Origin of the sequence: Vagococcus jeotgali (genome assembly GCF_035918315.1) — a bacterium.
GTDB lineage: Bacteria > Bacillota > Bacilli > Lactobacillales > Vagococcaceae > Vagococcus > Vagococcus jeotgali.
Genome location: NZ_CP142146.1, coordinates 1,871,546 through 1,891,811, shown reverse-complemented (window position 1 = coordinate 1,891,811; position 20,266 = coordinate 1,871,546). Strand labels below are relative to the sequence as shown.

The following is a 20,266-nucleotide window of genomic DNA, read 5'->3' as shown; positions in this document are numbered from 1 at the left end:
TGATTGTGTCTAGTTTTTATAATCATGAAAATCATATGGAAAAAGGTTATTATTAGGAGGACATTATGCCAGTTCACCCGTTATGGGAGCAATACCCAAACATTCAAGAAGAATTAGTAGAAGTAAAACAAGTGATGGAAAAATCAGTTAAGATTCGTAATAAAGAAATTACTGATGTTCTCCAGTTATTTATAGAATCAGGTGGCAAATTACTACGCCCAGCTTATTTCTTGTTGTTTTCCAAGTTTGGGGAATCAAAAACGACAAAGAAAACATATCGTATGGCAGCTTCTTTGGAGATATTACATATCGCCACCTTGGTCCATGATGATATCATTGATGATTCACCTATGAGGCGTTCTATGCCGTCTATTCAGGCTCAATATGGACAAGATGTTGCAGTGTACACTGGGGACTTTTTATTTACAGTTTATTTCCATTTATTGGCTACTTCAACGACAGATCTTAAAACAATTACAATGAATGCTCAAAGCATGAAGCGTATTTTAGTTGGTGAGTTAGATCAAATGAATTTAAGACATAACACCAATATTACAGTGAAACAGTATTTTCAACATATTAGAGGAAAAACAGCCCAATTATTTGAGTTTGCTTGCTATGAGGGGGCTCACTTTAGTCATGCATCTAAAAGAGTACAACTTCAAGCTAAACGTATTGGTTATAATATAGGTATGGCTTTTCAAATTATGGATGATATACTTGATTACAAAGCTTCAGAAAAAGAGATGCAAAAGCCTGTTTTTGAAGATATGAAAAATGGGTATTACACCCTGCCATTGATTCTAGCGATGGAAACACATCATGATGATTTCGTACCCTTTTTAGAAAAAGGGACAGATTTGACGGATGCTGATATGTTGCAAGTTCAATCTTTAATTGAAATTAGTGGGGGAATTGAAAGAGCTGAGAAAATTGCTGCGAGGTTCACAATGAAGGCTCTACAGGGTATTCAAAAATTACCTGAGATACCTGAGAAGGATATTCTCTTAGATGTAACTGAAACCCTATTGCTTAGAAAAAATTAAAAAAGGATGACTTTTTAGTCATCCTTTTTCCTATTTCACCATACCCCACTTACTAGGTGGCCAAAAGGCAATTTTAGATTTTCCAATAATGTTTTCTTTTGGAATAAATCCTACTTCTTGGACACGGCTATCTTTTGAGTGTTGGCGGTTATCCCCCATGACAAAATAATGCCCTTCAGGCACGACTTCTTGTCCACTTATGTCTTTTAAAGTAAAATCATAAGTAAGTGATTCATCAGGTAAATCTTCTTTTAGTTCTTGTTTATATTGATCTAAGTATGGTTCATCAATTTGTTTACCGTTAATATATAGGACATCATTTTTATATTCTACAGTATCCCCAGGTAGTCCAATGACACGTTTAACATAGTTTTTTGAAGGGTCATCAGGTGCCTTTAGTGAAATAATATCAAAACGCTGAGCATCCCCCATTTTAAAAGCGATGTTACGTTCACCATCCACTAAAGTTGGCATCATGGATTCTCCACTAACGGTAACAGGGGTAAAGATAAACATTCTAAGTAGCAATAGTGCAATAATTAAAATGACATACCACAATAAATCTTTTAACCAGGTTGCTTTTGTCATTTTGTCCCTCCTAATTTCTGATGATTAACTTCATCAGTCTTTAGGCTCATTATACGTTATTATAAGCTGTCTGTCATGTTTTAGATGTGTAGTAATAAACGATTTTTTTTAGAATTTCTAGACTATTTTGTGAAATAGATTGTTTATAGTACGCATTAAAACGATCATCTACTAAGTACATATCCACTAATTATTGGTGATAAATAGGCGAGTAGTTTGGATTAGCCAGAGTTAGCCATCTTTTATGAGATAAAAAGGCAGTTTTTGCTAGTGGATGATTTAGTTTATTTTCTGTCATTGCCTCTAAAGCATTTAAACTTTCAAAAAGTTCAACTTCTGCTTGTAACATGTTTTCATAATCAGACTGAACTAGATGTTTAAAGTGATGGTTGGCTGTATTAAAGGCCTTTTCACCATATTTTTCAACAACCTCATCACCGTATTTTTTTGTATTATCTTGAACTAAATGACTTTTAAATTGTTCGAATTTCTCCTCATTTGTCATGTCGATTTCCCCTTTTCTATAAGCGATTGTTTGTTCTAGTGTTTTAATTTGCCTATCTAGTTGTTGCTGCTCATATAATAGTTGTTTGTAATGCTTAATGAGCAAGTTAAGTTGTTGGTCACTTGGTGAGTTGAGTGTTGTTTTTATATCACTTAGTGTCATACCAAACTGTTTTAAAAATAAAATTTGTTGCAATTGATCTAGCTGGCTCTCCTCATATATACGGTAACCATTCTCTCCAACATAAGCAGGTGAAAATAACTTAATATCATCATAATAACGAAGTGTACGTGGGGTAGATCCAGATAAAGTGGCAACTTGTTTAATGGTATATATCATTAACCTCCTTGTAAGTCTACTATAAAGGTTGACGTTTCGTCATAGTCAATCTTTTTGTTGGACAGGGTATAGTTACGACTATCTTTTCTCCCATTTTTAGCGTAAAATTAGAACATAATGAATAAGGGGTGAAAAAATGGTTGGTTTATGGGAAAAAATAAAAAAGAATACTGATATTAGACGAACACTTGTCTTGATTATTATCTGTCTAATTTTATATTTAATAAGAAGTATTATTAGTTTAATATTATTAACGTTTATCTTAACATATTTGATTATTCGTATTGTAGAAGGCTTACATCGCTTTGTAAAATTACCAAAAAAGCTAATAGCCGTCATTGTTTATGTGGCAATTATTGTGATTTTCTATTTTTCAATTACAGTTTACGTACCAAAACTATTTAATCAAACATTGCAGATGATAGAGGAAGTCTTTAATTTCTATCAAAAAACAACGCCAGACAATCGTTTTTATGATTGGATCAGTGCAAACGTTGGGTTTAAAGAAATTAAGGATCAGTTAACGACAGGAGTGAAGGTTGTTTTTACTACCTTGACAAGTATAGGGTCTATGGGTGTGACACTTGTGATGTCTTTATTACTTAGTTTCTTCTTCATCATTGAAAAAGACTGGGTGACACAATTTGCAAAAGCCTTCTATCACAGTAAAATTGGTTTGTTTAGTCAAGACGTAGGTTACTTAGGTAAGAAATTTGTTAATACGTTTGGTGTGGTAATCGAAGCTCAAGTTATTATTGCTATTGTAAATACAATTTTGACTTCTATTGGTTTAATTTTCATGCGTTTTCCACAAGGACAGCTTTTAAGTTTAGGTTTAATGATCTTTGTACTTAGCTTAATTCCTGTTGCAGGGGTTATTATTTCTTGTATCCCACTTAGCTTAATTGCTTATACAGTTGGTGGTGTGCAAGATGTGATTTATGTCTTAATCATGATAATTTTCATTCATGCCTTAGAATCTTACTTCTTAAATCCAAAATTAATGAGTAGCAAAACAGATTTACCTGTATTTTATGTCTTTGTGATCTTAATGTTTTCTGAAAAATTCTTTGGCGTATGGGGACTTGTGATTGGTATTCCAGTTTTTGTCTTTTTATTAGATTTATTAGACGTTAAGGTAGACCATAAAAAAGGAAGTAACAAATTAGAGCAAATCGAGTAAAAAGGAAGCTGACTATGAAAGTCGGCTTCCTTTTTTTGTAAGTGATTTAGGGATATTGTGTTTTAAAAAATATCCACGTCTTTGATGTTACGGTAGCGAATGGCATTGATAATTTCTGAAATACCAGAAAATACCATAAGAGCACCTAAAAATTGGAATAACATAATTAAGCTAGCGAAAGGTTTAAATAATAGTAAGACTCCAGCTAATATTAAGATAATCCCATAAAACATCATCGGTAAGTAGCTAACATCTACATATTTTTTTAACGTCATCGATTGAGAGACTCTCACAACACCACCAAAAATAATAATTAAACCTAAGAAGACCGGCAAGATACTAGCTAATGGTTTAGCAAATAGTAAAATGATTAAGGCAAAGACTAGGTAAAAAATAGCAATTGCCATCGTACTGTTTTCTTTGTATTTAATAGCATTGACTAATTTGACAATACCTATAATAGCATTATAGGCAGAAATTAAGTAAACAATCACATTGAAAGCATCATTTGGTTTTAAAAAGATAAAAACACCTAATACAATGTAAACAATTCCTCGTAGTAAGGCATGTTGTTGTACTGTTTTAAATAGAGATGACATAATAATTCCCCCTTTTCTTGTATGTATCTTCATTCTAAAACGATTAGAAGTAAATTACAATACAAACCTAGTAGGGCTAAAGTCTGATTATTCTATAACTAAGAAATTTATAAAAAAACAAAGACCAACCAAAAGGTTAGTCTCTGTTCTTTTATTAAAGTTATTTTACATAGAGCCTTTAAATACATGTTTATTTTTAACAAAATAATCTATACCTGAATAGATAGTTGCAATTAAGCAAACATATAACATAATCGTTGCTAGTGGGAAGTGGATTGCGTTAAATGGTACATTGTTAATTAGAAGCAAAATAATCGCTAACATCTGTGTTGCTGTTTTGACTTTCCCAGGCCAAGCAGCAGCCATCACTTCACCATCTTCAACTAAAAGTAAGCGAAGACCAGTCACAGCTAGTTCACGGCAAATAATAATAGCGACAATCCAAGAAGGAGCTCTGCCTTGACCTACAAGTACAATAAAAGCTGTCATAACTAGCATTTTATCAGCCAAAGGATCTGCAAACTTTCCGAAATTGGTTACTAGATTATGTTTTCTAGCAATTTCACCATCTAGCCAGTCAGTGATACTAGCCAGTGCAAAAATAATAGCAGCTACAAGTTGTGTCACAGGTAGAGGGGAACCTGCTACATGAAGTGTTCCCCAATCCATAGGTACAACAGCAACAACAATAAAGATTGGAATCATAAAGATTCTTAAAACGGTTAATTTATTAGGTAAATTCATTTGTGTAGCCTTCTTTCTCTAAGTTAGATCAGATTATTCAAAGCCGTTTTGATTAGTAGTGCTGGTATTTGTCTCATCTTCAGAACTATTCTCACTTATTTGAGTATCTTCATTAACATCAGTATCACTAGCTGCCTCTGAACTTAATAAAAGAGTAATACTTTTTGTTCCTGTGACAGGATTTTCTTCATTGAAATTGATAGCTTTACCATTGACTTTTAAAGTGATATTATTCGCTGCTCCAACGATAATATCCATGTTTTGAATACCTTCAGGAATATCAATTGTCAAACTTTCTCCAGCTTGAACTGTCTCCTGATAGAATAAGTTCCCACTGCCACTTTCTTGAACCCCAATCCAAGAAGGTCCTTCTAACCCAGATACTTCAACTGTAACTGGTTGCGTCACACCAACTCCTTTATAAGTAATCACATCACCATAGTCAGACTCTAAGGTAAATATGTTCTCTTTTTTATCCTCTTTCTTTTTCTCATCTTCTTTTGTTTCTTCTTTTTTCTCTTTGGTAGAAGATTCTTTTTCTTTGGTAGAAGACTGATCACTACCCATAATTGTCGTTTTGTCAGGTTTTGGTACAAGAGGACCTTGAGCTGTATCTAAGCGTATAGCATAAATAATGGTTCCAACAATGATTGCTACAATAATAACTAAAATAATAACGGGAATGTAGACTCCCTTTTTAGCTTCTTGTTTATTTTGTTGTGCATATTTTTCTTTTCTAGATGCTCTAAGTGGTAGCGGCTCGCTCACCTGAGTAACTTGAGTAACAACAGGTTGTTCTACTTGACGATTAGATTTGTGCGTGTTGTCAAAACGCTTCACTAAAGGTGTTGGATTAACACCTACTGCTGTAGCAAATTGTCTAATGAAGGTTCTTGTGTAGTAATCACTAGGAATAGCATCAAAGTCATTTTCTTCAATAGCTGATAAGTAGCGTCGTTGAATTTTTGTGATGCGTTGTAAGTCATCGATTGTTAAACCTTGTTGTAGGCGTGCTTGTTTGAGTTGTTCACCAATTGTATCCATGTTAAAATTCTCTCCTTTAAAATTTATCTAGATGTTACTGGTTTTCATCTGGGTAGATGAAAAAGCGTGATAGGGCTTCTGGGCGAATGAAAGTTTCTTGAACATATTTTAAATAATCTAATTCAATACTGTTTATGACGTCACTTAAATCAAAAAGGGTAGTATTACCAAATTTTGAACTACTAAACTGATTAGCAATATATTCAAGTGAATCAAGTGATTGCAAGTGTTTACCTATCATTTTTTTCTTAGCTAAAGCTAAATTTTTCTGATTTAGTTCAGGAGAAGAGCCAGCTTTTAGTAAGTCATTAATGATTTGGTTAGCAAAACGTTCAGGTTCATTAGTATCAGAACTAAAATCAGCAAAATGGAAACTCCTATCTAATGAAAACTCAAAAGAGAAACTATCATCAATTAAACCAGAATTATACATAGTTAAGTAATTAGTAGAAGTCATACCAAATAATAATTGTAAAAGTAGTTGAATACTTGTTTGGTATTTCAAGCGCTCATAACCATCCTCTGGAACAGTGTCAAGTCCTTTAAGCCCAACAATGGCTTTAGGTCTATTGATAGATAATTGAATACTGTCCTCTTTTATGATATCTTTTGCGGTCTCTATTGGGAAATGACGTTTAATAGCTTCTGTTTTAACAAAGTCTTTTTCTGCCTGATTATTGCGAATAAAAGCCATTAACTCCTCAGGATCCATTTTTCCAACAACAAATAAGTTCATATTACTTGGGTGATAAAATGTGTGATAACAAGTGTATAAATCCTCAGCTGTAATTTCTTCAATACTTTTCACAGTTCCTGCGATGTCAATATGTAGAGGGTGATTAGGATACATGTTATTTAAAATCCCAAAATATAAACGCCAGTTAGGATCATCTTGATACATCTGTATTTCTTGTGCGATGATTCCTTTTTCTTTGTTGACAGACTCTTCTGTAAAATAAGGGTCTTGGACAAAATCAATTAGAGTTTCAATATTTTTGTAAACATAATCTGTACTTGAAAATAGATAGCTTGTTCTAGTGAAACTTGTAAAGGCATTGCTGGAAGCTCCTTGTTTTCCAAAGCGTTGAAAAACATCTTCTGTTTCTTTTTCAAATAATTTATGCTCTAAAAAGTGAGCTATCCCATCTGGAACTCTAATAAAGTCTTCTTCACCAATCGGTACAAACTCATTATCAATTGACCCATAATTGGTAGTAAACAAACCATATGTCTTATGAAAATCAGATTTGGGAAGTAACATCACTTCTAAGCCGTTAGGTAAAACTTCTGTATAAAGTGTTTCGTTAATAGAAGGGTAGTGTTGTTTTTTCATTATTATTCTTTTTCTCCTTCCATGAAATAAACTGCTTGTAAATTAATATGTGTAGCGACTTCTTGAACCAGATCAGGTGTTACTTGGTTCATACGTTCAATCCACTCTTTTTGGGATAATCTAGCTTTTGGTACGTTTAAATAAAGATATTCTTGCTCCATTAGAGCACGTTGATTATCTAAAGATAGTAAATATTGATTGATTAACATCTTTTTCGTCTGTTCAAAAGATTCCATGTCAAATTTTCCTAACGTTAAATCCCTTAGTTGCTCATTAATAAGACGTAAAACGCGGTCGCGGTTAGTTCTATCAATCCCTGTTTGAACAGTCACAAGACCTCTAAACGGGTCCAGTGAGCTACTAGCATAATATGCTAGACTATGCTTTTCACGAACATTTAAAAATAGCTTAGAATGAGGGAAACCTCCAAATAATCCATTGAAGACCATTAAAGGAAAATAAAGATCATCATAATAGTAAATATCACAATGATAGGCAATATTTAATTTAGACTGAATAACTGGCAGTACTTGGCTCTTTTGTTGGATGACATTATTAAGTGGCTGTACATAAAAAAGCTCACTATTAATAGATGGGCGATCTGTAAAACCAAAGTCTTTAAAGCAGCGTGTGACATAGCCTTCTGCTACATCTCCAATAACTAGAATATCAATTTTATCATGATGAATCATGTCATGGTAATAAGCAGCTATTCCCTCAGAAGTCTCATTAGAGATGTCTTGAATATTTCCAAAACTTGGTGTTCGTTGATTTTTATTATTTAGGAAAAATAAATCTTGTAAAGACATAGCAGCATAGGCTTGTTTATCGTCAAAAATAGATTCGATATAAGCGATTAAATTAGCTTGTTCACGGTCAAATGTCTCTTGATCAAAGGCATTATCTTTAATATGAGGATGGAAAATAATCTCTTTTAGAAATTCTACAGCCTCTTCTAATACTGAAATCCCACTTGGAACGAGTTTGTCATTAATAATATTTAGACTCACGGTTAAATAGTGATGGTTTCCTGTACGACTGACACTAACATCAAAACTAGCCCCATATAAATCAGCTAGTTTTTTACTTAGGTCGATTTGGTTTGGAAAATTCAAGCTATTTGTTTCAAGAAGGCTAGCAAGTAGTGAGCGTTTGCTACTAAGCTCTGCTTGCAAAGGTGTAGCAAAACGGACTAATATTTTAACTGTTTTATATTTATCATTCGGTATAATATGTAAATTGACTTGTTTATTTAATTCAAATGTCATGATGAATCTCCTTTATGATCCTATTCGTTAAACTGAATATAGACAACACACTGTATAGAATACCAAAAAATAGGTGGCTATGGTAGAAAAACACTGTAATTTTAATAAGATTACTCAAAATTTAAAAACTGTGTGTGATCATATATTAAATATATTACATTGAATTGTCAATTGTGACAAGGGCGTTACGATATAAGCATATAAAAGGTAATAGGAGAGGAACTTTGTTATAATATTTTTGAAAGGAGAGGATTGTATGGTTAAGGAATTTAAGACATTTATTGCTCGTGGAAATTTGATTGATATGGCCATTGGGATTATTATTGGAGCAGCTTTTACAACGCTTGTAAACTCCGTAGTAGAGGGATTGATTACGCCTGTTATCGGATTGGTCATTAGTTTGATTTTTCCAGGAGCTGAAACAGTTGATGAAGCAACTAAAAATTTAGTTTTTATAGTAAATGGTGTGGAATTTAATTATGGCCAGGTTATATCGGCTATTATTACGTTTTTTATTACAGCCTTAGTATTGTTTTTCATTGTAAAATTTTTAAATAAAGCAGAAGATTTAGTTGGTAAAAAAGAAGAAGAAGCACCATCAGAGCATAAAGAAACCACAGAAGACGTCTTAAAAGACATCAGATCACTACTACAAGCTCAACAAGAGACTGTTAAAGATATTAAAGAAGAAGTTGAACCTCCAAAAACTAATAACTAGTAACTTAGTTCTTCAAAATAATAAAAAAGCCGACTATTTAAGTCAGCTTTTTTTTATTATTTATTTTTTTTCTCAAATAGTGGACTAACTGGTTTGTTTTCATGGATGCGTTTAATGGCATCTCCCATCAGCTCTCCAACACTAACAATTTCAATTTTTTCTGAATGTTTATCTTCAGGTAAAAGAATTGAGTCAGTGACAATTAATTTCTCAATAGAAGAGTTATCAATGCGTTCAATAGCAGGGCCAGAAAGAACAGGATGTGTACAACATGCGACAACTTCTGTTGCTCCTTTTTCTTTTAGAGCTTCAGCAGCTAAAGTGATTGTACCAGCTGTATCAATCATGTCATCGATTAGGACACATTTTTTACCTTGAACGTCCCCAATAATATTCATCACTTCAGCCACATTGGCTTTTGGACGACGCTTATCAATGATTGCGATCGGTGCTTTTAGATGTTCTGCTAGTTTACGAGCACGTGTTACCCCACCGTGATCAGGAGAAACTACCACCACATCATCTCCTTGGTAACCGTGGTTGATAAAGTAATCTGCTAATAAAGGAGCAGCCATTAGGTGATCAACAGGGATATCAAAGAAACCTTGAATTTGAGGTGCATGTAAATCTAATGTTAAAATACGTGAAGCTCCAGCAGTTTCTAACATGTCTGCTACAAGTTTAGATGTAATTGGTTCACGAGCACGTGCTTTACGATCTTGACGAGCATAGCCGTAATAAGGGATGACGATATTAATCGTTTGAGCACTAGCACGTTTTAGCGCATCAATCATAATTAGTAACTCCATTAAATGGTCATTAACCGGGTTACTTGTTGATTGAATTAAATAAACGTGACTACCACGAATGCTTTGTTCGATGTTGATTTGAATTTCACCATCACTGAACTTTCTTACTTCTGTTTTTCCAAGCTCCACACCAACAGCATTGGCAATTTTTTGTGCTAAGGGCTTGTTTGAGTTTAATGAAAAGATTTTTAGCCTTGGATCAAAATAGTGATTAGACATGAGAACCTCCACTTTCTTGTTTTAACTGAGCTTACACTCTTAATAAATAGTAGTCATTTTCTTTCAATAAATCAAGTCTTTTAAGTCGATTTATTCATTGTAAGGTAATTTTTTTGCATAACCTACTAAATTAGTTTGTTTACTACGAGCAATTCCTAAGTCATCCTCAAAAACATCTTGAGTGATGGTAGAACCAGCTGCTGTCATACTATTTTTACCAATAGTTAAAGGTGCAACTAAAATGGAACCACTTCCAATAAAAGCATGATCTTCAATCGTCACGTGATGCTTACGTTTTCCATCATAATTTGCAAAAACTGTGCCACAACCAACATTGATATCTTGACCTAAAGTTGCATCTCCCACATAAGTTAGATGACCAACTTTTGTTCCTTTATCAACTGTCGCATTTTTGATTTCTACAAAATTGCCCACATGAACATGTTCTTTTAGTATTGTATTTGGTCTAATATGAGCATAAGGTCCAATATCTGAATAATCTAAAATAGTAGATTGTTTAATGTTTGATGAGGTAATCACGACATGATCACCAATAGTAGAATCCGTAATATCTGAGTTAGCTCCAATGATACAGTTCTCACCGATCACAGTTTTACCGCGTAGCATAACACCAGGTTCAATCACAGTATCAGCGCCAATAATGACATCTTTTTCAATGTAAGTGTTGCTTGGATCAACAAAGGTCACACCATTTCTCATGAGTTCTTCATTAATACGAGCGCTCATGTATTGGGTAGCTTTTGCTAAAGCAACTCGATCATTAACCCCCATAGATTCCTCTTCAGAATCCATTGTATAAGCTGTTACGATTTCACCTTGATCTCTTAAAATACTAATCACATCAGGTAAATAGTATTCACCTTGTGCATTATCATTACCGACTTTATTTAGAGCTTCAAATAAAAGAGCATTGTCAAAACAATAAGTTCCAGTATTGAATTCTGTTACAAGTAATTCTTCAGGTGTTGCATCTTTTTGTTCGACAATTTTTTCAACATGATCATTCTGATCACGAATGATACGTCCATAACCAGTTGGGTCACTAGCTACAGCTGATAAAATAGTCGCCTTAGCTTCAGTTTTTTCATGATGCTTTACTAATTCCTCAAGAGTCTCTTGAGTTAAAAGGGGTGTATCACCACAAATGACAAGAGTGGTTCCTACTTTATCACCTAAAACTTCAGAAGTAGCTAAGACAGCATGACCTGTTCCAAGTTGTTCTGTTTGTAAGGCATAATTTGATCTCTCACCTAATTGTTCTTTTACTTTTTCAGCACCAAAACCAACAACAGTCACAACTTCATCCACATTTAAATGATCAATTTGATCAAATACATGCTCGACCATGGGTTTTCCCGCAACAGGGTGTAATACTTTATATAAAGATGATTTCATTCTAGAGCCTTTTCCTGCAGCTAAAATAATGGCATAACGATTTTCCACGATGTAACACTCCTTAATGTACTATAGTCCTATTCATTCTATCAAAAAAAGAGCTTAGACTACAAGCTCTTTTCAAGTTATTTACTAGAGGCCTTGAAATCATCTGTTAAATTAAAATAATTTCCTGGTACAACTGTAATATTTTTAGTTCGTGTATCTACGTCTTTTACACAAAGTAGGGATGTATACTCTTCTACCATTCGGCGTCCACTAAAAGTTGATTCAGCAAATACAGTAATACCAACAAGCTCTGCTTCAAACTCTTCAATTAAAGCTTTCATACCATTAACTGTGCCGCCGCCTTTCATAAAATCATCTACTACAAGAACCTTAGATCCTCTCTTTAAGCTTCTTTTAGAAAGCTCCATCTTTTCAATTCTCTCAGAAGAGCCTGATACGTAATTAACACTGACAGTTGAACCTTCTGTAATTTTAGAATCACGTCTTACAATAACAAAAGGAACATTTAAGTAATATGAGACAGCCTGTGCAATCGGTACGCCTTTTGTTGCTACAGTCATGACAGCATCAATTTTCTTGTCTGCATACTTTGTTGCTATGATTTGGCCAACTTGTTTAAGCAGTTGTGGCTCACCAAGTAAGTCAGATAAATATACATAGCCTCCTGGTAATAATCTATCTTGTTCAGATAATCTAGCACATAATCCCTGAACTATTTTTTTTGATTCCTCATAAGACATAGACGGGGTAAAGATAAATCCACCGGCTGCTCCTGGAACGGTTTCAAGTACGCCAAATTGACGTTCCTTGAATGTTTTTTTTATAATAGTTAAGTCCTCACTAATTGAAGATTTGGCAGAATCATATTTTTTTACAAAATAAGTTAGAGGCGTCAAGGTATGTGGGTGATTCAAAATATAAGCTGTCATATCAATTAGACGTTCACTTCGTTTAGTTTTCATATGGGGACTCCTTTTCGATTTTTTAAAATTAAGTATTATAGATTATTATATTAGTTTATAAGTGAAATGCAAATGTTTTTTATTTTTAAAAAGGAAATGTTCGTAAAAAAAGAAACGTTGCTTTGTTAGGAAGCATGTTTCTTTTTCTTTTTAAGGCTGGATAAAAGATTAACGATAATAAACCCAATGATAAAAATTAATGTAATCGTAGCACCAGGTGGTGTATCAAGTTGGTATGAAGCCACAAGTCCAGACGTCATCCCGATAAAACCAACGACAATACTTGATATGATAACAGTTGTGAACGTCTTACCAATTTTCATAGAAATAGTAGCCGGTAGAATCATAATAGCTGAAACAAGTAAGGCACCAGCGATTGGGATCATCACAGTAATCGCTACACCTGTGATGACATTAAAGAGCATAGCTAACAGGTGAACCGGTAAACCGTCAACATGAGCTGTATCCTCATCAAAGGTCAAAACATACATTGGTTTACGTAATAGTAAGAATAAGACCACAATAATAACTAATAGAATTGCTAAAATTTTAACTTGTTGCCAGTTAATGGTCACAATAGAACCAAATAAATATTGTTGAATATTCATCGGGTTGCTCCCTTTTGTTAAATTCATTAACACTAATGCAATCGCCAGTCCTCCTGACATTAAAATGGCAGTTGAAATCTCAGCATATGATTTATAGAGTGTTTGAATATATTCTAAAATAAAAGCTGAGAGTATAACTACAATTAAAGTGGTGATAGTTGGGTTTACGTTAATAAAAAAACCTAAAGCAATCCCTGCTAGAGAAACATGGGATAAGGTATCAGCTAGTAGAGATTGTCTACGTAATACAAGAAAAACCCCAAGAGAGGGTGCAATCACAGCCATGATAGAAGCAGCAATCAATGCTCGTCTCATGAACTCATATGAAAACATCTCCATTCTGATTCCTCCTTTCTAACTAAATGAATATGACGATCGATATATTCTTTGATTTCATCATGATCATGAGTCACCATAAGAATGGCTTTGTTATGAAATTTAACACTATGTTGTAATAGTTGATAAAATTCTCGTCTTGATTTTTCATCCATTCCAGTTGTGGGCTCATCAAGAACAAATAAATCAGGGTCAGTTGCGAAAATACGAGCTAAACAAACACGTTGTTTTTGTCCACCAGACAACTCTCCTATCCTTTTTTTACGCATCTCCCACATACCAATTGATTTTAAAGCCTTTTCCACATGTTGATGGTCTAAATTATCTAAGCGCTTGAACCATTTTCCGCGCTGATAACGACCAGATTGAACAAATTCTAGCACTGTACTAGGAAAACCAGCATTAAAGGAAGCGATTTGTTGCGGGATATAGCCAATATGTAATTTATCACCCTCAATATTAACAGGTGAGATAGTCACTACTCCCTCATCAGGTTTTAAAAGGCCTAAAGTGTTTCGAATAAGAGTAGATTTTGCGGCACCATTTTCACCAGTTAAAATGACAAACTCCCCAGGGCTTACAGAATAGGAAACATCTTGAAGGACTGGTTCATCTTCATAATAAAAGGTTAAATGTTCAACATTAATATAATCCATTTTTGATTCCCTCCTTTTAAATCGTAAACATTACTATTTAGACTTTTAAAAGAATAGCATGTCTAGAATAAAAAGGCAAGTCAGATACTTAACTTAAGGGTCTGACAACATAGACTTCCTGGCAAAATCCTTTTAATGAGTTAGCAATGTGATCAGCTTTTGATTTTGTTTGGCAAAAGGCTACAAGAGTAGGGCCGCTACCACTCATAACGGCTGCATCAGCTCCAAAATCAAGCATTTTTTCTTTGATTTGTTTGACAATAGGAAAACGTTCAAAGGTATGTTGTTCTAAGGAGTTTCCTAAGTATTTAGTCATCTCGTGATAATCACGGGATAAAAGAGCTGCTTCTAAAGCATTGATATTTGGATGATAGAGATCTGATAATTCTAGCTTTGAAAACACCCTAGGAGTTGAGACACTAATATTAGGTTTCACTAAGACAAGCCAAGAAGGTGGCAACTTAGTATGAAGAGGTGTTACTTGCTCTCCAAGTCCTCTCACTCTTGATGGTTTTCCAACTAAGCAGTAGGGGATATCTGTTCCAATTGGAATGGATAGTTGAATCAAATCTTCTAATTTAGCTTCTAGTTGAAACAATCGATTAATGCCTCGAAATGTTGCCGCAGCATCACTACTTCCACCGCCAAGACCTGCTGCAACAGGAATATTTTTCTTTAAATAAACATGTAGCCCTCCAGAAAAATGATATGCTTGCTTCATTGCTTCAAAAGTTTGGTAAATATTATTTTTTCTATCAACAGGTAAGAAACCACTATCAGTGTCAATGATAATTTTGTCTTCTTTTAATGGAGTAAAAAATAAGCGGTCTGATAAATCAACACTTGCCATGATCATATCAAGTTCATGATAACCATCAGGCCGTTTGTGTAACACATTTAAGCCAAGATTTATTTTTGCAGGCGCTTTTTCAATGATTTCCATGTTACTTTCTCTCCTTAATCAGATTATTTCTTATTATTATACACGAATTAAGTAGACAAATAAAAACATATCAATTTATTTAGGACCACAGACGGATGTCTTAGTATGTTAAAAAAGATATAATAATAAAAAACAAGAGAAAGAGGGAATTATAATGACTATAATAGGCGTTATTTTTGTAGCTTTAGGTATTTTATTTAGTATTGCAAGTAAAACATTTCCAAAATTAAGATTATTACTAGGTGATTTTAGTGTTGTGACTCAATATATTATTGGGTTTATCCTCATGTTAATAGGAATATTATTTTTATATCTAGGCGGTACATTTTCTTAAAAGTCACAATTTAAGGCAGGAGGGGACAAGATGAATGAGCATAATGATAATGTAGTTTCATCAAAAAAATGGTCATTAGAAGACATTTTATTTACTATCATTTTTATTTTACAATTTTTCTTTATTATGTGGTTAACAAAGAGTCAGCTAACTATGGGGATGAAAACAAGTATTAGTTTAATCGCCTCTATAGCTACATTTGCCTTAACTATTTTTTGGTATAAAGAGCCTTTAAAAGCTCAGTGGGTATCATTTAGAGCAACTCATTTCTGGAAAAAGATAGTAGTGGCTGCTATATTGGTATTTGGGGTATATTTACTCTTAAGTGTGACAAGGCAAGTTATGCCGCTAGAGTGGTTAAATAATGGACAAAGTGCTGATACAGCAGACGAAACATTGACATTGTTCTCGATTATCGGCTCAATCATATCTCCCTTACTAGCACCTTTTTCAGAAGAAATTCTATTTCGCTATGTTTTTATTGGGAAAACTAAAGGCAAGAGTTTACAAATTGTGATGTTGTTTGTGCAGGCTATTTTCTTTGGACTGATTCACACAATGAGTTTTGGCGGGAATCCACTAGCAACCATACCATATATGGTAATTGCTCTTTACTTTGGTATTATTTACATGATTTCTAAAAATATTTGGATGACAATTATTATTCATTTCTTGTTTAATGCTTCAGGAGTAGTTGTTCCAATTGTATTTTTAGTTATGATGCTCTTTAAATAATTATTAAAAATAAAGATAGCTGAACCTTTAAAGGTTCAGCTATCTTTATTTTCTATACATTTTAAATTCTAGAAACAAATCATTGTAAATTTCTAAATAGTCACTACCTAAGTCATCATAGACTTCTAGTTTTTCAATTAACTCATCAGTTGGGTAAAACTGTTTATCACTAGTAATAGCATCAGGCAAGATACGTCTAGCTTGTTCATTTGGCGTAGAATAACCGATATATTCAGCATTTCTTGCAGCAATTTCTGGACGTAACATAAAGTTAATAAAATCATAAGCTCCGTCAATATTTTTAGCTGTTTTTGGAATCACGATATTGTCAAACCACAAGTTAGATCCTTCTTCAGGAATGATGTAGTGTAGATTATCGTTATCTTCTAACATACTAGCAGCCTCACCAGAGAATGTCACAGCAGCAGCACTCTCACCGTTGACCATATACATTTTAATCTCATCAGCCACAATAGCTTTAACATTTGGAGTTAAATGATTGAGTTTATCAGCAGCCTTATTTAACTCATCCATATTTTTACTATTAAGAGAGTGGCCATTACTATTTAAAGCTAGTCCCATCACTTCACGAGCCCCATCAATGAGCATGACATTATTCTTTAAATTAGGTTGCCATAAATCATCCCAGTACCTAATCTGACTACCATCTACTAGAGTATCATTGTAAATAATACCTAAAGTTCCCCAAAAATAAGGAATAGAGTATTCATTATTTGGATCAAAGGGAATATCTAAAAAACGCTCATCAATGTTTTCAAGCCCCTTAATTTTAGAATGATCTAGAGGAATAAGCATCTCTTGTTTAATCATTTTTTGGATGGTGTACTCACTGGGGATCGTTACATCATAGGCCGTTCCCCCTTGTTTAATTTTAGTCATCATAGATTCATTGGAATCAAAGGTTTCGTAAATCACTTTGTAGCCATATTCCTTTTCAAATTCTTTAAGTAAATCAGGGTCAATATAGTCACCCCAATTATAGATTGTTAATACTTGTTTATTAGACGTACCATCTGTTTTATTTAATTGATAAGAGGTCAGAGCTAACAATAAAATAATTACTAGAATACCTATAAGGAGTGAGTTTAATTTTTTCATAGGTGCTTACCTCTCCATCTTTTTGTTTTTTTTCTTTTTATGTTTAGGTCTATTTTCTTTACTAATGAAATAATACCCTGTTACAAGAATTAAAGAAAATAAGAACAACATAGTACTTAAGGCATTAATTTCTAAGCTAATTCCCTGTCTAGCACGAGAGTATATTTCAACTGATAAAGTGCTAAATCCGTTACCGGTGACAAAAAAAGTGACTGCAAAATCATCTAATGAATAAGTAAAGGCCATAAAGTAGCCAGCAATAATACCTGGTGTTAGAAAAGGTAGAATAATTTGTCTTAAAACTTGCCAGTTATTTGCTCCTAAATCTCTTGCTGCATCAATTAAAGAAGGGTTCATCTCCTGCATTTTAGGTAACACCATTAGAACCACAATGGGAATACTAAAGGCAATATGAGATAAAAGAACAGACATAAATCCTAGTTGAAAACCAAACCAAGTTCCTAAAAAAGTAAAAAGGATTAAAAAACTAGCTCCAATAATCACATCAGGTGAGACCATTAAAATGTTATTTAAGCTTAAAAAGGTTTGCCGAACGCCTCGTTTTTTAGTGTAATGAATGCCCATAGCACCAAACGTTCCAATAATTGTAGCAATACAAGCTGAGAGGAAGGCTAATAAAAAGGTGTCTAAGGTAATACTAAGTAGTCTTGTATCAGCAAACATCGCTTGATAATGTTCTAGAGTAAAACCTGTAAACTTAGTCATATTACCGCCAGCATTAAATGAATAGAAAATCAAATAAAAAATAGGGATATAAAGCAGAATGAAAACAAAGGCTAGGTAGAGATGATGCCATTTAAAAGTCATCCTTTTTTTTTGTTTCATTTATTACGACCTCCTTGCTTTTTCTCACCTGTCAGTCTCGTGACAAGGAACATAGCAATAATCAAGACAACACCAATGGTTGAGCCCATACCCCAGTTTTGCGTGACTAAAAAATGTTGCTCGATGGCCGTTCCAAGAGTGATAACTCTATTTCCTCCAATTAAGCGAGTTAGCATAAATAAGCTCAATGAGGGAATAAAAACAGCTTGGATCCCACTTTTAACCCCGTTTAAAGATAATGGGAAAATCACTCGTTTAAAAGTTTCCAGATTATTAGCACCTAAATCTCGACTAGCGAAAATAAGAGAGGGATTAATTTCTTCAAGAGCATTGAATATAGGTAGAATCATAAATGGAATTTCAATATACATAGCAACAAATAAAAAACTGAAATCTGTAAATAAGAGTTGCCTAGGTCCCATACCAATCGTTTGTAAAAAGTTGTTAATACCACCATTAATACTAAATATACCAATAAATGCATAGGCTTTTAGAAGTAAGTTAATCCATGTGGGTAAAATAATAAACATAAGCCAGAGTTGTTTGTGTTTTAATTTTGTTAAAATGTAGGCTGTAGGGTAGCTAATAAGCAAGGTGAATACAGTAACTAAAAAAGCATAAAAAATAGAGTTAAAGGTCATTCTAATATAGGTCCCACTTGAAAAATATTGTTGGTAATTAGCAAGTGTTAAATGACCGTTCATATCAAAAAAAGACTGATAGATAATTAAAATAACCGGTGCAATAACAAAGAGTACGATCCAAATAAAATAGGGAATAGTATATAATTTTTTTGTTTGTGTCATCATCCTTCTCCTTTACTCATCATAGCTCTCTAGTCTGGCATCAAAGTCTTCTTCTGATTCATTAAAGCGCATAACATGAATATCTTCAGGGTCAAAAAATAAGCCAACAACTTGTCCTTCATTAGGTTTTTTAGTGGAATGAACCACCCACTCGTTATCTTGAGAATCAGTACAGAAGATTTCATAATGAACACCTCTAAAAAGCATATGATCAACAGTTGCTTTAAGTTTTCCCTCTTCAACAGGGACAACAGAGATGTCTTCAGGGCGTAAGACAATATCCACTGGCTCATTATCACGCATGCCACTATCAACACATTCAAATTCTTTGCCAACAAATTTAACAAGATTATCTGCTACCATCGTTCCTTTAACGATATTACTCTCACCAATAAAATCAGCAACAAACTGATTTATAGGTTCATCATAAATATCTCTTGGAGAGCCACTTTGCTCGATATTTCCTTCATTCAAAACAAAAATTTCATCACTCATAGCGAGCGCTTCTTCTTGATCATGGGTGACAAAAATAAAAGTAATGCCAAGACGTTTTTGTAGTTCTCTAAGTTCTGATTGCATCGCTGTTCTAAGCTTTAAATCAAGAGCAGATAAAGGCTCATCTAAAAGTAAAATTTCAGGTTCATTGACTAACGCCCTAGCAATTGCTACACGTTGTCTTTGCCCACCTGACATCTCCCCAATTTGGCGCTCTTCAAATCCTGATAACTGAACAAGCCTTAGAGCTTCATTGACTTTTGTTTCAATCTCTAGTTGGTTTATTTTTTTTATTTTTAAGCCAAAAGCCACATTTTCAAAGACATTCATGTGGGGGAAGAGGGCATAGTCTTGAAAGACTGTATTTACTTTCCTTTTATTGGTAGGAACATCATTGATACGTTTTCCATCAAATAAAATATCCCCACTTGTTGGAGTTGAAAAACCTGCAATGAGGCGTAAGATAGTTGTTTTTCCACAACCTGAAGGCCCTAGTAACGTATAAAATTTTCCCTGCTCAATTTCAAAGCTAACTCCTTTTAAAACCAAAGTGTCATCATAAGATTGAATGACATTATCAAATTGTATAATAGTATGACTCATTTT

General features: G+C 33.7%; 22 protein-coding genes. 5 read left to right on the top strand and 17 right to left on the bottom strand.

Translation table 11 applies throughout. The features are described from left to right. Positions 1-65: 65 nt before the first annotated feature. Complete coding sequence (locus VSF34_RS09380) at positions 66-1,046, top strand: polyprenyl synthetase family protein (protein WP_326717043.1); 981 nt, start codon at positions 66-68, stop codon at positions 1,044-1,046. A 30-nt stretch (positions 1,047-1,076) separates the two neighbouring features. Here VSF34_RS09380 and lepB read toward each other — a convergent pair whose 3' ends face one another. Both lepB and VSF34_RS09370 read right to left on the bottom strand, forming a co-directional pair. Then, entirely contained in the window at positions 1,077-1,634 is a 558-nt protein-coding gene (gene lepB, locus VSF34_RS09375; RefSeq protein WP_326717042.1) for a signal peptidase I, read from the bottom strand. A 190-nt stretch (positions 1,635-1,824) separates the two neighbouring features. Further along, positions 1,825-2,478 carry a MerR family transcriptional regulator gene (locus tag VSF34_RS09370; protein WP_326717041.1) on the bottom strand — a complete coding sequence of 218 codons (654 nt, stop codon included), beginning with the start codon at positions 2,476-2,478 and terminating at the stop codon, positions 1,825-1,827. A gap of 136 nt (positions 2,479-2,614) precedes the next feature. On the opposite strand from VSF34_RS09370, the gene VSF34_RS09365 reads away from it, so the two are divergent. Continuing rightward, on the top strand, positions 2,615-3,661 hold the full coding sequence (locus VSF34_RS09365; protein ID WP_326717040.1) for an AI-2E family transporter: 1,047 nt from the start codon (positions 2,615-2,617) through the stop codon (positions 3,659-3,661). A 62-nt stretch (positions 3,662-3,723) separates the two neighbouring features. On the opposite strand, the gene VSF34_RS09360 is transcribed toward VSF34_RS09365, so the two are convergent. The 5 genes from VSF34_RS09360 to yfmF form a co-directional block, all read right to left on the bottom strand. Further along, positions 3,724-4,260 (bottom strand): HdeD family acid-resistance protein, encoded by a 537-nt coding sequence (locus VSF34_RS09360; RefSeq protein WP_326717039.1) that lies wholly within the window; start codon positions 4,258-4,260, stop codon positions 3,724-3,726. Positions 4,261-4,425: 165 nt separating this feature from the next. Then, the gene (gene pgsA, locus VSF34_RS09355; protein ID WP_326717038.1) at positions 4,426-5,004 is read right to left on the bottom strand and encodes a CDP-diacylglycerol--glycerol-3-phosphate 3-phosphatidyltransferase; all 579 of its coding nucleotides are present in this window, start codon (positions 5,002-5,004) and stop codon (positions 4,426-4,428) included. Positions 5,005-5,037: 33 nt separating this feature from the next. Beyond that, a complete protein-coding gene (locus VSF34_RS09350; protein WP_326717037.1) occupies positions 5,038-6,048 on the bottom strand; it encodes a helix-turn-helix domain-containing protein in 1,011 nt (336 codons plus the stop codon). 34 nt (positions 6,049-6,082) lie between these two features. Further along, entirely contained in the window at positions 6,083-7,381 is a 1,299-nt protein-coding gene (gene yfmH / locus VSF34_RS09345) for an EF-P 5-aminopentanol modification-associated protein YfmH (protein ID WP_326717036.1), read from the bottom strand. Positions 7,382-7,383: 2 nt separating this feature from the next. Continuing rightward, entirely contained in the window at positions 7,384-8,649 is a 1,266-nt protein-coding gene (gene yfmF / locus VSF34_RS09340; protein WP_326717035.1) for an EF-P 5-aminopentanol modification-associated protein YfmF, read from the bottom strand. Between the two features lie 256 nt (positions 8,650-8,905). Between yfmF and mscL the strand changes: the two genes are divergently transcribed. After that, positions 8,906-9,367, top strand: coding sequence for a large conductance mechanosensitive channel protein MscL (mscL, locus tag VSF34_RS09335; protein WP_326717034.1), 462 nt, complete (start codon positions 8,906-8,908; stop codon positions 9,365-9,367). 56 nt (positions 9,368-9,423) lie between these two features. Here the strand turns inward: mscL and VSF34_RS09330 are convergent, their stop codons facing one another. The 6 genes from VSF34_RS09330 to ispE form a co-directional block, all read right to left on the bottom strand. Then, complete coding sequence (locus tag VSF34_RS09330) at positions 9,424-10,395, bottom strand: ribose-phosphate diphosphokinase (RefSeq protein WP_326717033.1); 972 nt, start codon at positions 10,393-10,395, stop codon at positions 9,424-9,426. A gap of 90 nt (positions 10,396-10,485) precedes the next feature. After that, the gene (glmU, locus tag VSF34_RS09325; protein WP_326717032.1) at positions 10,486-11,859 is read right to left on the bottom strand and encodes a bifunctional UDP-N-acetylglucosamine diphosphorylase/glucosamine-1-phosphate N-acetyltransferase GlmU; all 1,374 of its coding nucleotides are present in this window, start codon (positions 11,857-11,859) and stop codon (positions 10,486-10,488) included. A gap of 77 nt (positions 11,860-11,936) precedes the next feature. Next, a complete protein-coding gene (gene purR, locus VSF34_RS09320; RefSeq protein ID WP_326717031.1) occupies positions 11,937-12,782 on the bottom strand; it encodes a pur operon repressor in 846 nt (281 codons plus the stop codon). A 125-nt stretch (positions 12,783-12,907) separates the two neighbouring features. After that, positions 12,908-13,729, bottom strand: coding sequence for a metal ABC transporter permease (locus VSF34_RS09315; protein ID WP_326717030.1), 822 nt, complete (start codon positions 13,727-13,729; stop codon positions 12,908-12,910). Further along, positions 13,702-14,382: a metal ABC transporter ATP-binding protein gene (locus tag VSF34_RS09310; protein ID WP_326717029.1), complete on the bottom strand. Its 681-nt coding sequence runs from the start codon at positions 14,380-14,382 to the stop codon at positions 13,702-13,704. The genes VSF34_RS09315 and VSF34_RS09310 overlap by 28 nt, the downstream gene beginning before the upstream one ends. An 88-nt stretch (positions 14,383-14,470) precedes the next feature. Then, a complete protein-coding gene (ispE, locus tag VSF34_RS09305) occupies positions 14,471-15,325 on the bottom strand; it encodes a 4-(cytidine 5'-diphospho)-2-C-methyl-D-erythritol kinase (protein WP_326717028.1) in 855 nt (284 codons plus the stop codon). 154 nt (positions 15,326-15,479) lie between these two features. Between ispE and VSF34_RS09300 the strand changes: the two genes are divergently transcribed. Together VSF34_RS09300 and VSF34_RS09295 are read left to right on the top strand one after the other, a co-directional pair. After that, positions 15,480-15,659, top strand: coding sequence for a hypothetical protein (locus VSF34_RS09300; RefSeq protein WP_326717027.1), 180 nt, complete (start codon positions 15,480-15,482; stop codon positions 15,657-15,659). Positions 15,660-15,689: 30 nt separating this feature from the next. Continuing rightward, entirely contained in the window at positions 15,690-16,394 is a 705-nt protein-coding gene (locus VSF34_RS09295; RefSeq protein ID WP_326717026.1) for a CPBP family intramembrane glutamic endopeptidase, read from the top strand. A gap of 45 nt (positions 16,395-16,439) precedes the next feature. Here VSF34_RS09295 and VSF34_RS09290 read toward each other — a convergent pair whose 3' ends face one another. From VSF34_RS09290 to VSF34_RS09275, 4 genes are read right to left on the bottom strand one after another with little or no spacing between them, the layout of a single operon-like run. Then, positions 16,440-17,513, bottom strand: a complete 1,074-nt coding sequence (locus tag VSF34_RS09290) for an ABC transporter substrate-binding protein (protein ID WP_326717025.1) — start codon at positions 17,511-17,513, stop codon at positions 16,440-16,442. Between the two features lie 6 nt (positions 17,514-17,519). Continuing rightward, positions 17,520-18,359 (bottom strand): ABC transporter permease, encoded by an 840-nt coding sequence (locus VSF34_RS09285; protein ID WP_326717024.1) that lies wholly within the window; start codon positions 18,357-18,359, stop codon positions 17,520-17,522. After that, on the bottom strand, positions 18,356-19,165 hold the full coding sequence (locus VSF34_RS09280; RefSeq protein WP_326717023.1) for an ABC transporter permease: 810 nt from the start codon (positions 19,163-19,165) through the stop codon (positions 18,356-18,358). The genes VSF34_RS09285 and VSF34_RS09280 overlap by 4 nt, the downstream gene beginning before the upstream one ends. Before the next feature lie 12 nt (positions 19,166-19,177). Then, positions 19,178-20,263: an ABC transporter ATP-binding protein gene (locus tag VSF34_RS09275; RefSeq protein ID WP_326717022.1), complete on the bottom strand. Its 1,086-nt coding sequence runs from the start codon at positions 20,261-20,263 to the stop codon at positions 19,178-19,180. Between the last annotated feature and the right edge of the window lie 3 nt (positions 20,264-20,266).

What these genes read in the sequence shown, in the direction of transcription:
- lepB (WP_326717042.1), bottom strand. Translation starts at nt 1,634, where the DNA reads ATGACAAAAGCAACCTGGTTAAAAGATTTATTGTGGTATGTCATTTTA.
- VSF34_RS09350 (WP_326717037.1), bottom strand. Translation starts at nt 6,048, where the DNA reads ATGGATACAATTGGTGAACAACTCAAACAAGCACGCCTACAACAAGGT.
- VSF34_RS09300 (WP_326717027.1), top strand. Translation starts at nt 15,480, where the DNA reads ATGACTATAATAGGCGTTATTTTTGTAGCTTTAGGTATTTTATTTAGT.
- VSF34_RS09295 (WP_326717026.1), top strand. Translation starts at nt 15,690, where the DNA reads ATGAATGAGCATAATGATAATGTAGTTTCATCAAAAAAATGGTCATTA.
- VSF34_RS09330 (WP_326717033.1), bottom strand. Translation starts at nt 10,395, where the DNA reads ATGTCTAATCACTATTTTGATCCAAGGCTAAAAATCTTTTCATTAAAC.
- VSF34_RS09380 (WP_326717043.1), top strand. Translation starts at nt 66, where the DNA reads ATGCCAGTTCACCCGTTATGGGAGCAATACCCAAACATTCAAGAAGAA.
- VSF34_RS09280 (WP_326717023.1), bottom strand. Translation starts at nt 19,165, where the DNA reads ATGACACAAACAAAAAAATTATATACTATTCCCTATTTTATTTGGATC.
- VSF34_RS09365 (WP_326717040.1), top strand. Translation starts at nt 2,615, where the DNA reads ATGGTTGGTTTATGGGAAAAAATAAAAAAGAATACTGATATTAGACGA.
- VSF34_RS09370 (WP_326717041.1), bottom strand. Translation starts at nt 2,478, where the DNA reads ATGATATATACCATTAAACAAGTTGCCACTTTATCTGGATCTACCCCA.
- yfmH (WP_326717036.1), bottom strand. Translation starts at nt 7,381, where the DNA reads ATGAAAAAACAACACTACCCTTCTATTAACGAAACACTTTATACAGAA.
- VSF34_RS09310 (WP_326717029.1), bottom strand. Translation starts at nt 14,382, where the DNA reads ATGGATTATATTAATGTTGAACATTTAACCTTTTATTATGAAGATGAA.
- VSF34_RS09360 (WP_326717039.1), bottom strand. Translation starts at nt 4,260, where the DNA reads ATGTCATCTCTATTTAAAACAGTACAACAACATGCCTTACTACGAGGA.
- yfmF (WP_326717035.1), bottom strand. Translation starts at nt 8,649, where the DNA reads ATGACATTTGAATTAAATAAACAAGTCAATTTACATATTATACCGAAT.
- VSF34_RS09285 (WP_326717024.1), bottom strand. Translation starts at nt 18,359, where the DNA reads ATGAAACAAAAAAAAAGGATGACTTTTAAATGGCATCATCTCTACCTA.
- VSF34_RS09315 (WP_326717030.1), bottom strand. Translation starts at nt 13,729, where the DNA reads ATGGAGATGTTTTCATATGAGTTCATGAGACGAGCATTGATTGCTGCT.
- VSF34_RS09275 (WP_326717022.1), bottom strand. Translation starts at nt 20,263, where the DNA reads ATGAGTCATACTATTATACAATTTGATAATGTCATTCAATCTTATGAT.
- pgsA (WP_326717038.1), bottom strand. Translation starts at nt 5,004, where the DNA reads ATGAATTTACCTAATAAATTAACCGTTTTAAGAATCTTTATGATTCCA.
- mscL (WP_326717034.1), top strand. Translation starts at nt 8,906, where the DNA reads ATGGTTAAGGAATTTAAGACATTTATTGCTCGTGGAAATTTGATTGAT.
- purR (WP_326717031.1), bottom strand. Translation starts at nt 12,782, where the DNA reads ATGAAAACTAAACGAAGTGAACGTCTAATTGATATGACAGCTTATATT.
- VSF34_RS09290 (WP_326717025.1), bottom strand. Translation starts at nt 17,513, where the DNA reads ATGAAAAAATTAAACTCACTCCTTATAGGTATTCTAGTAATTATTTTA.
- ispE (WP_326717028.1), bottom strand. Translation starts at nt 15,325, where the DNA reads ATGGAAATCATTGAAAAAGCGCCTGCAAAAATAAATCTTGGCTTAAAT.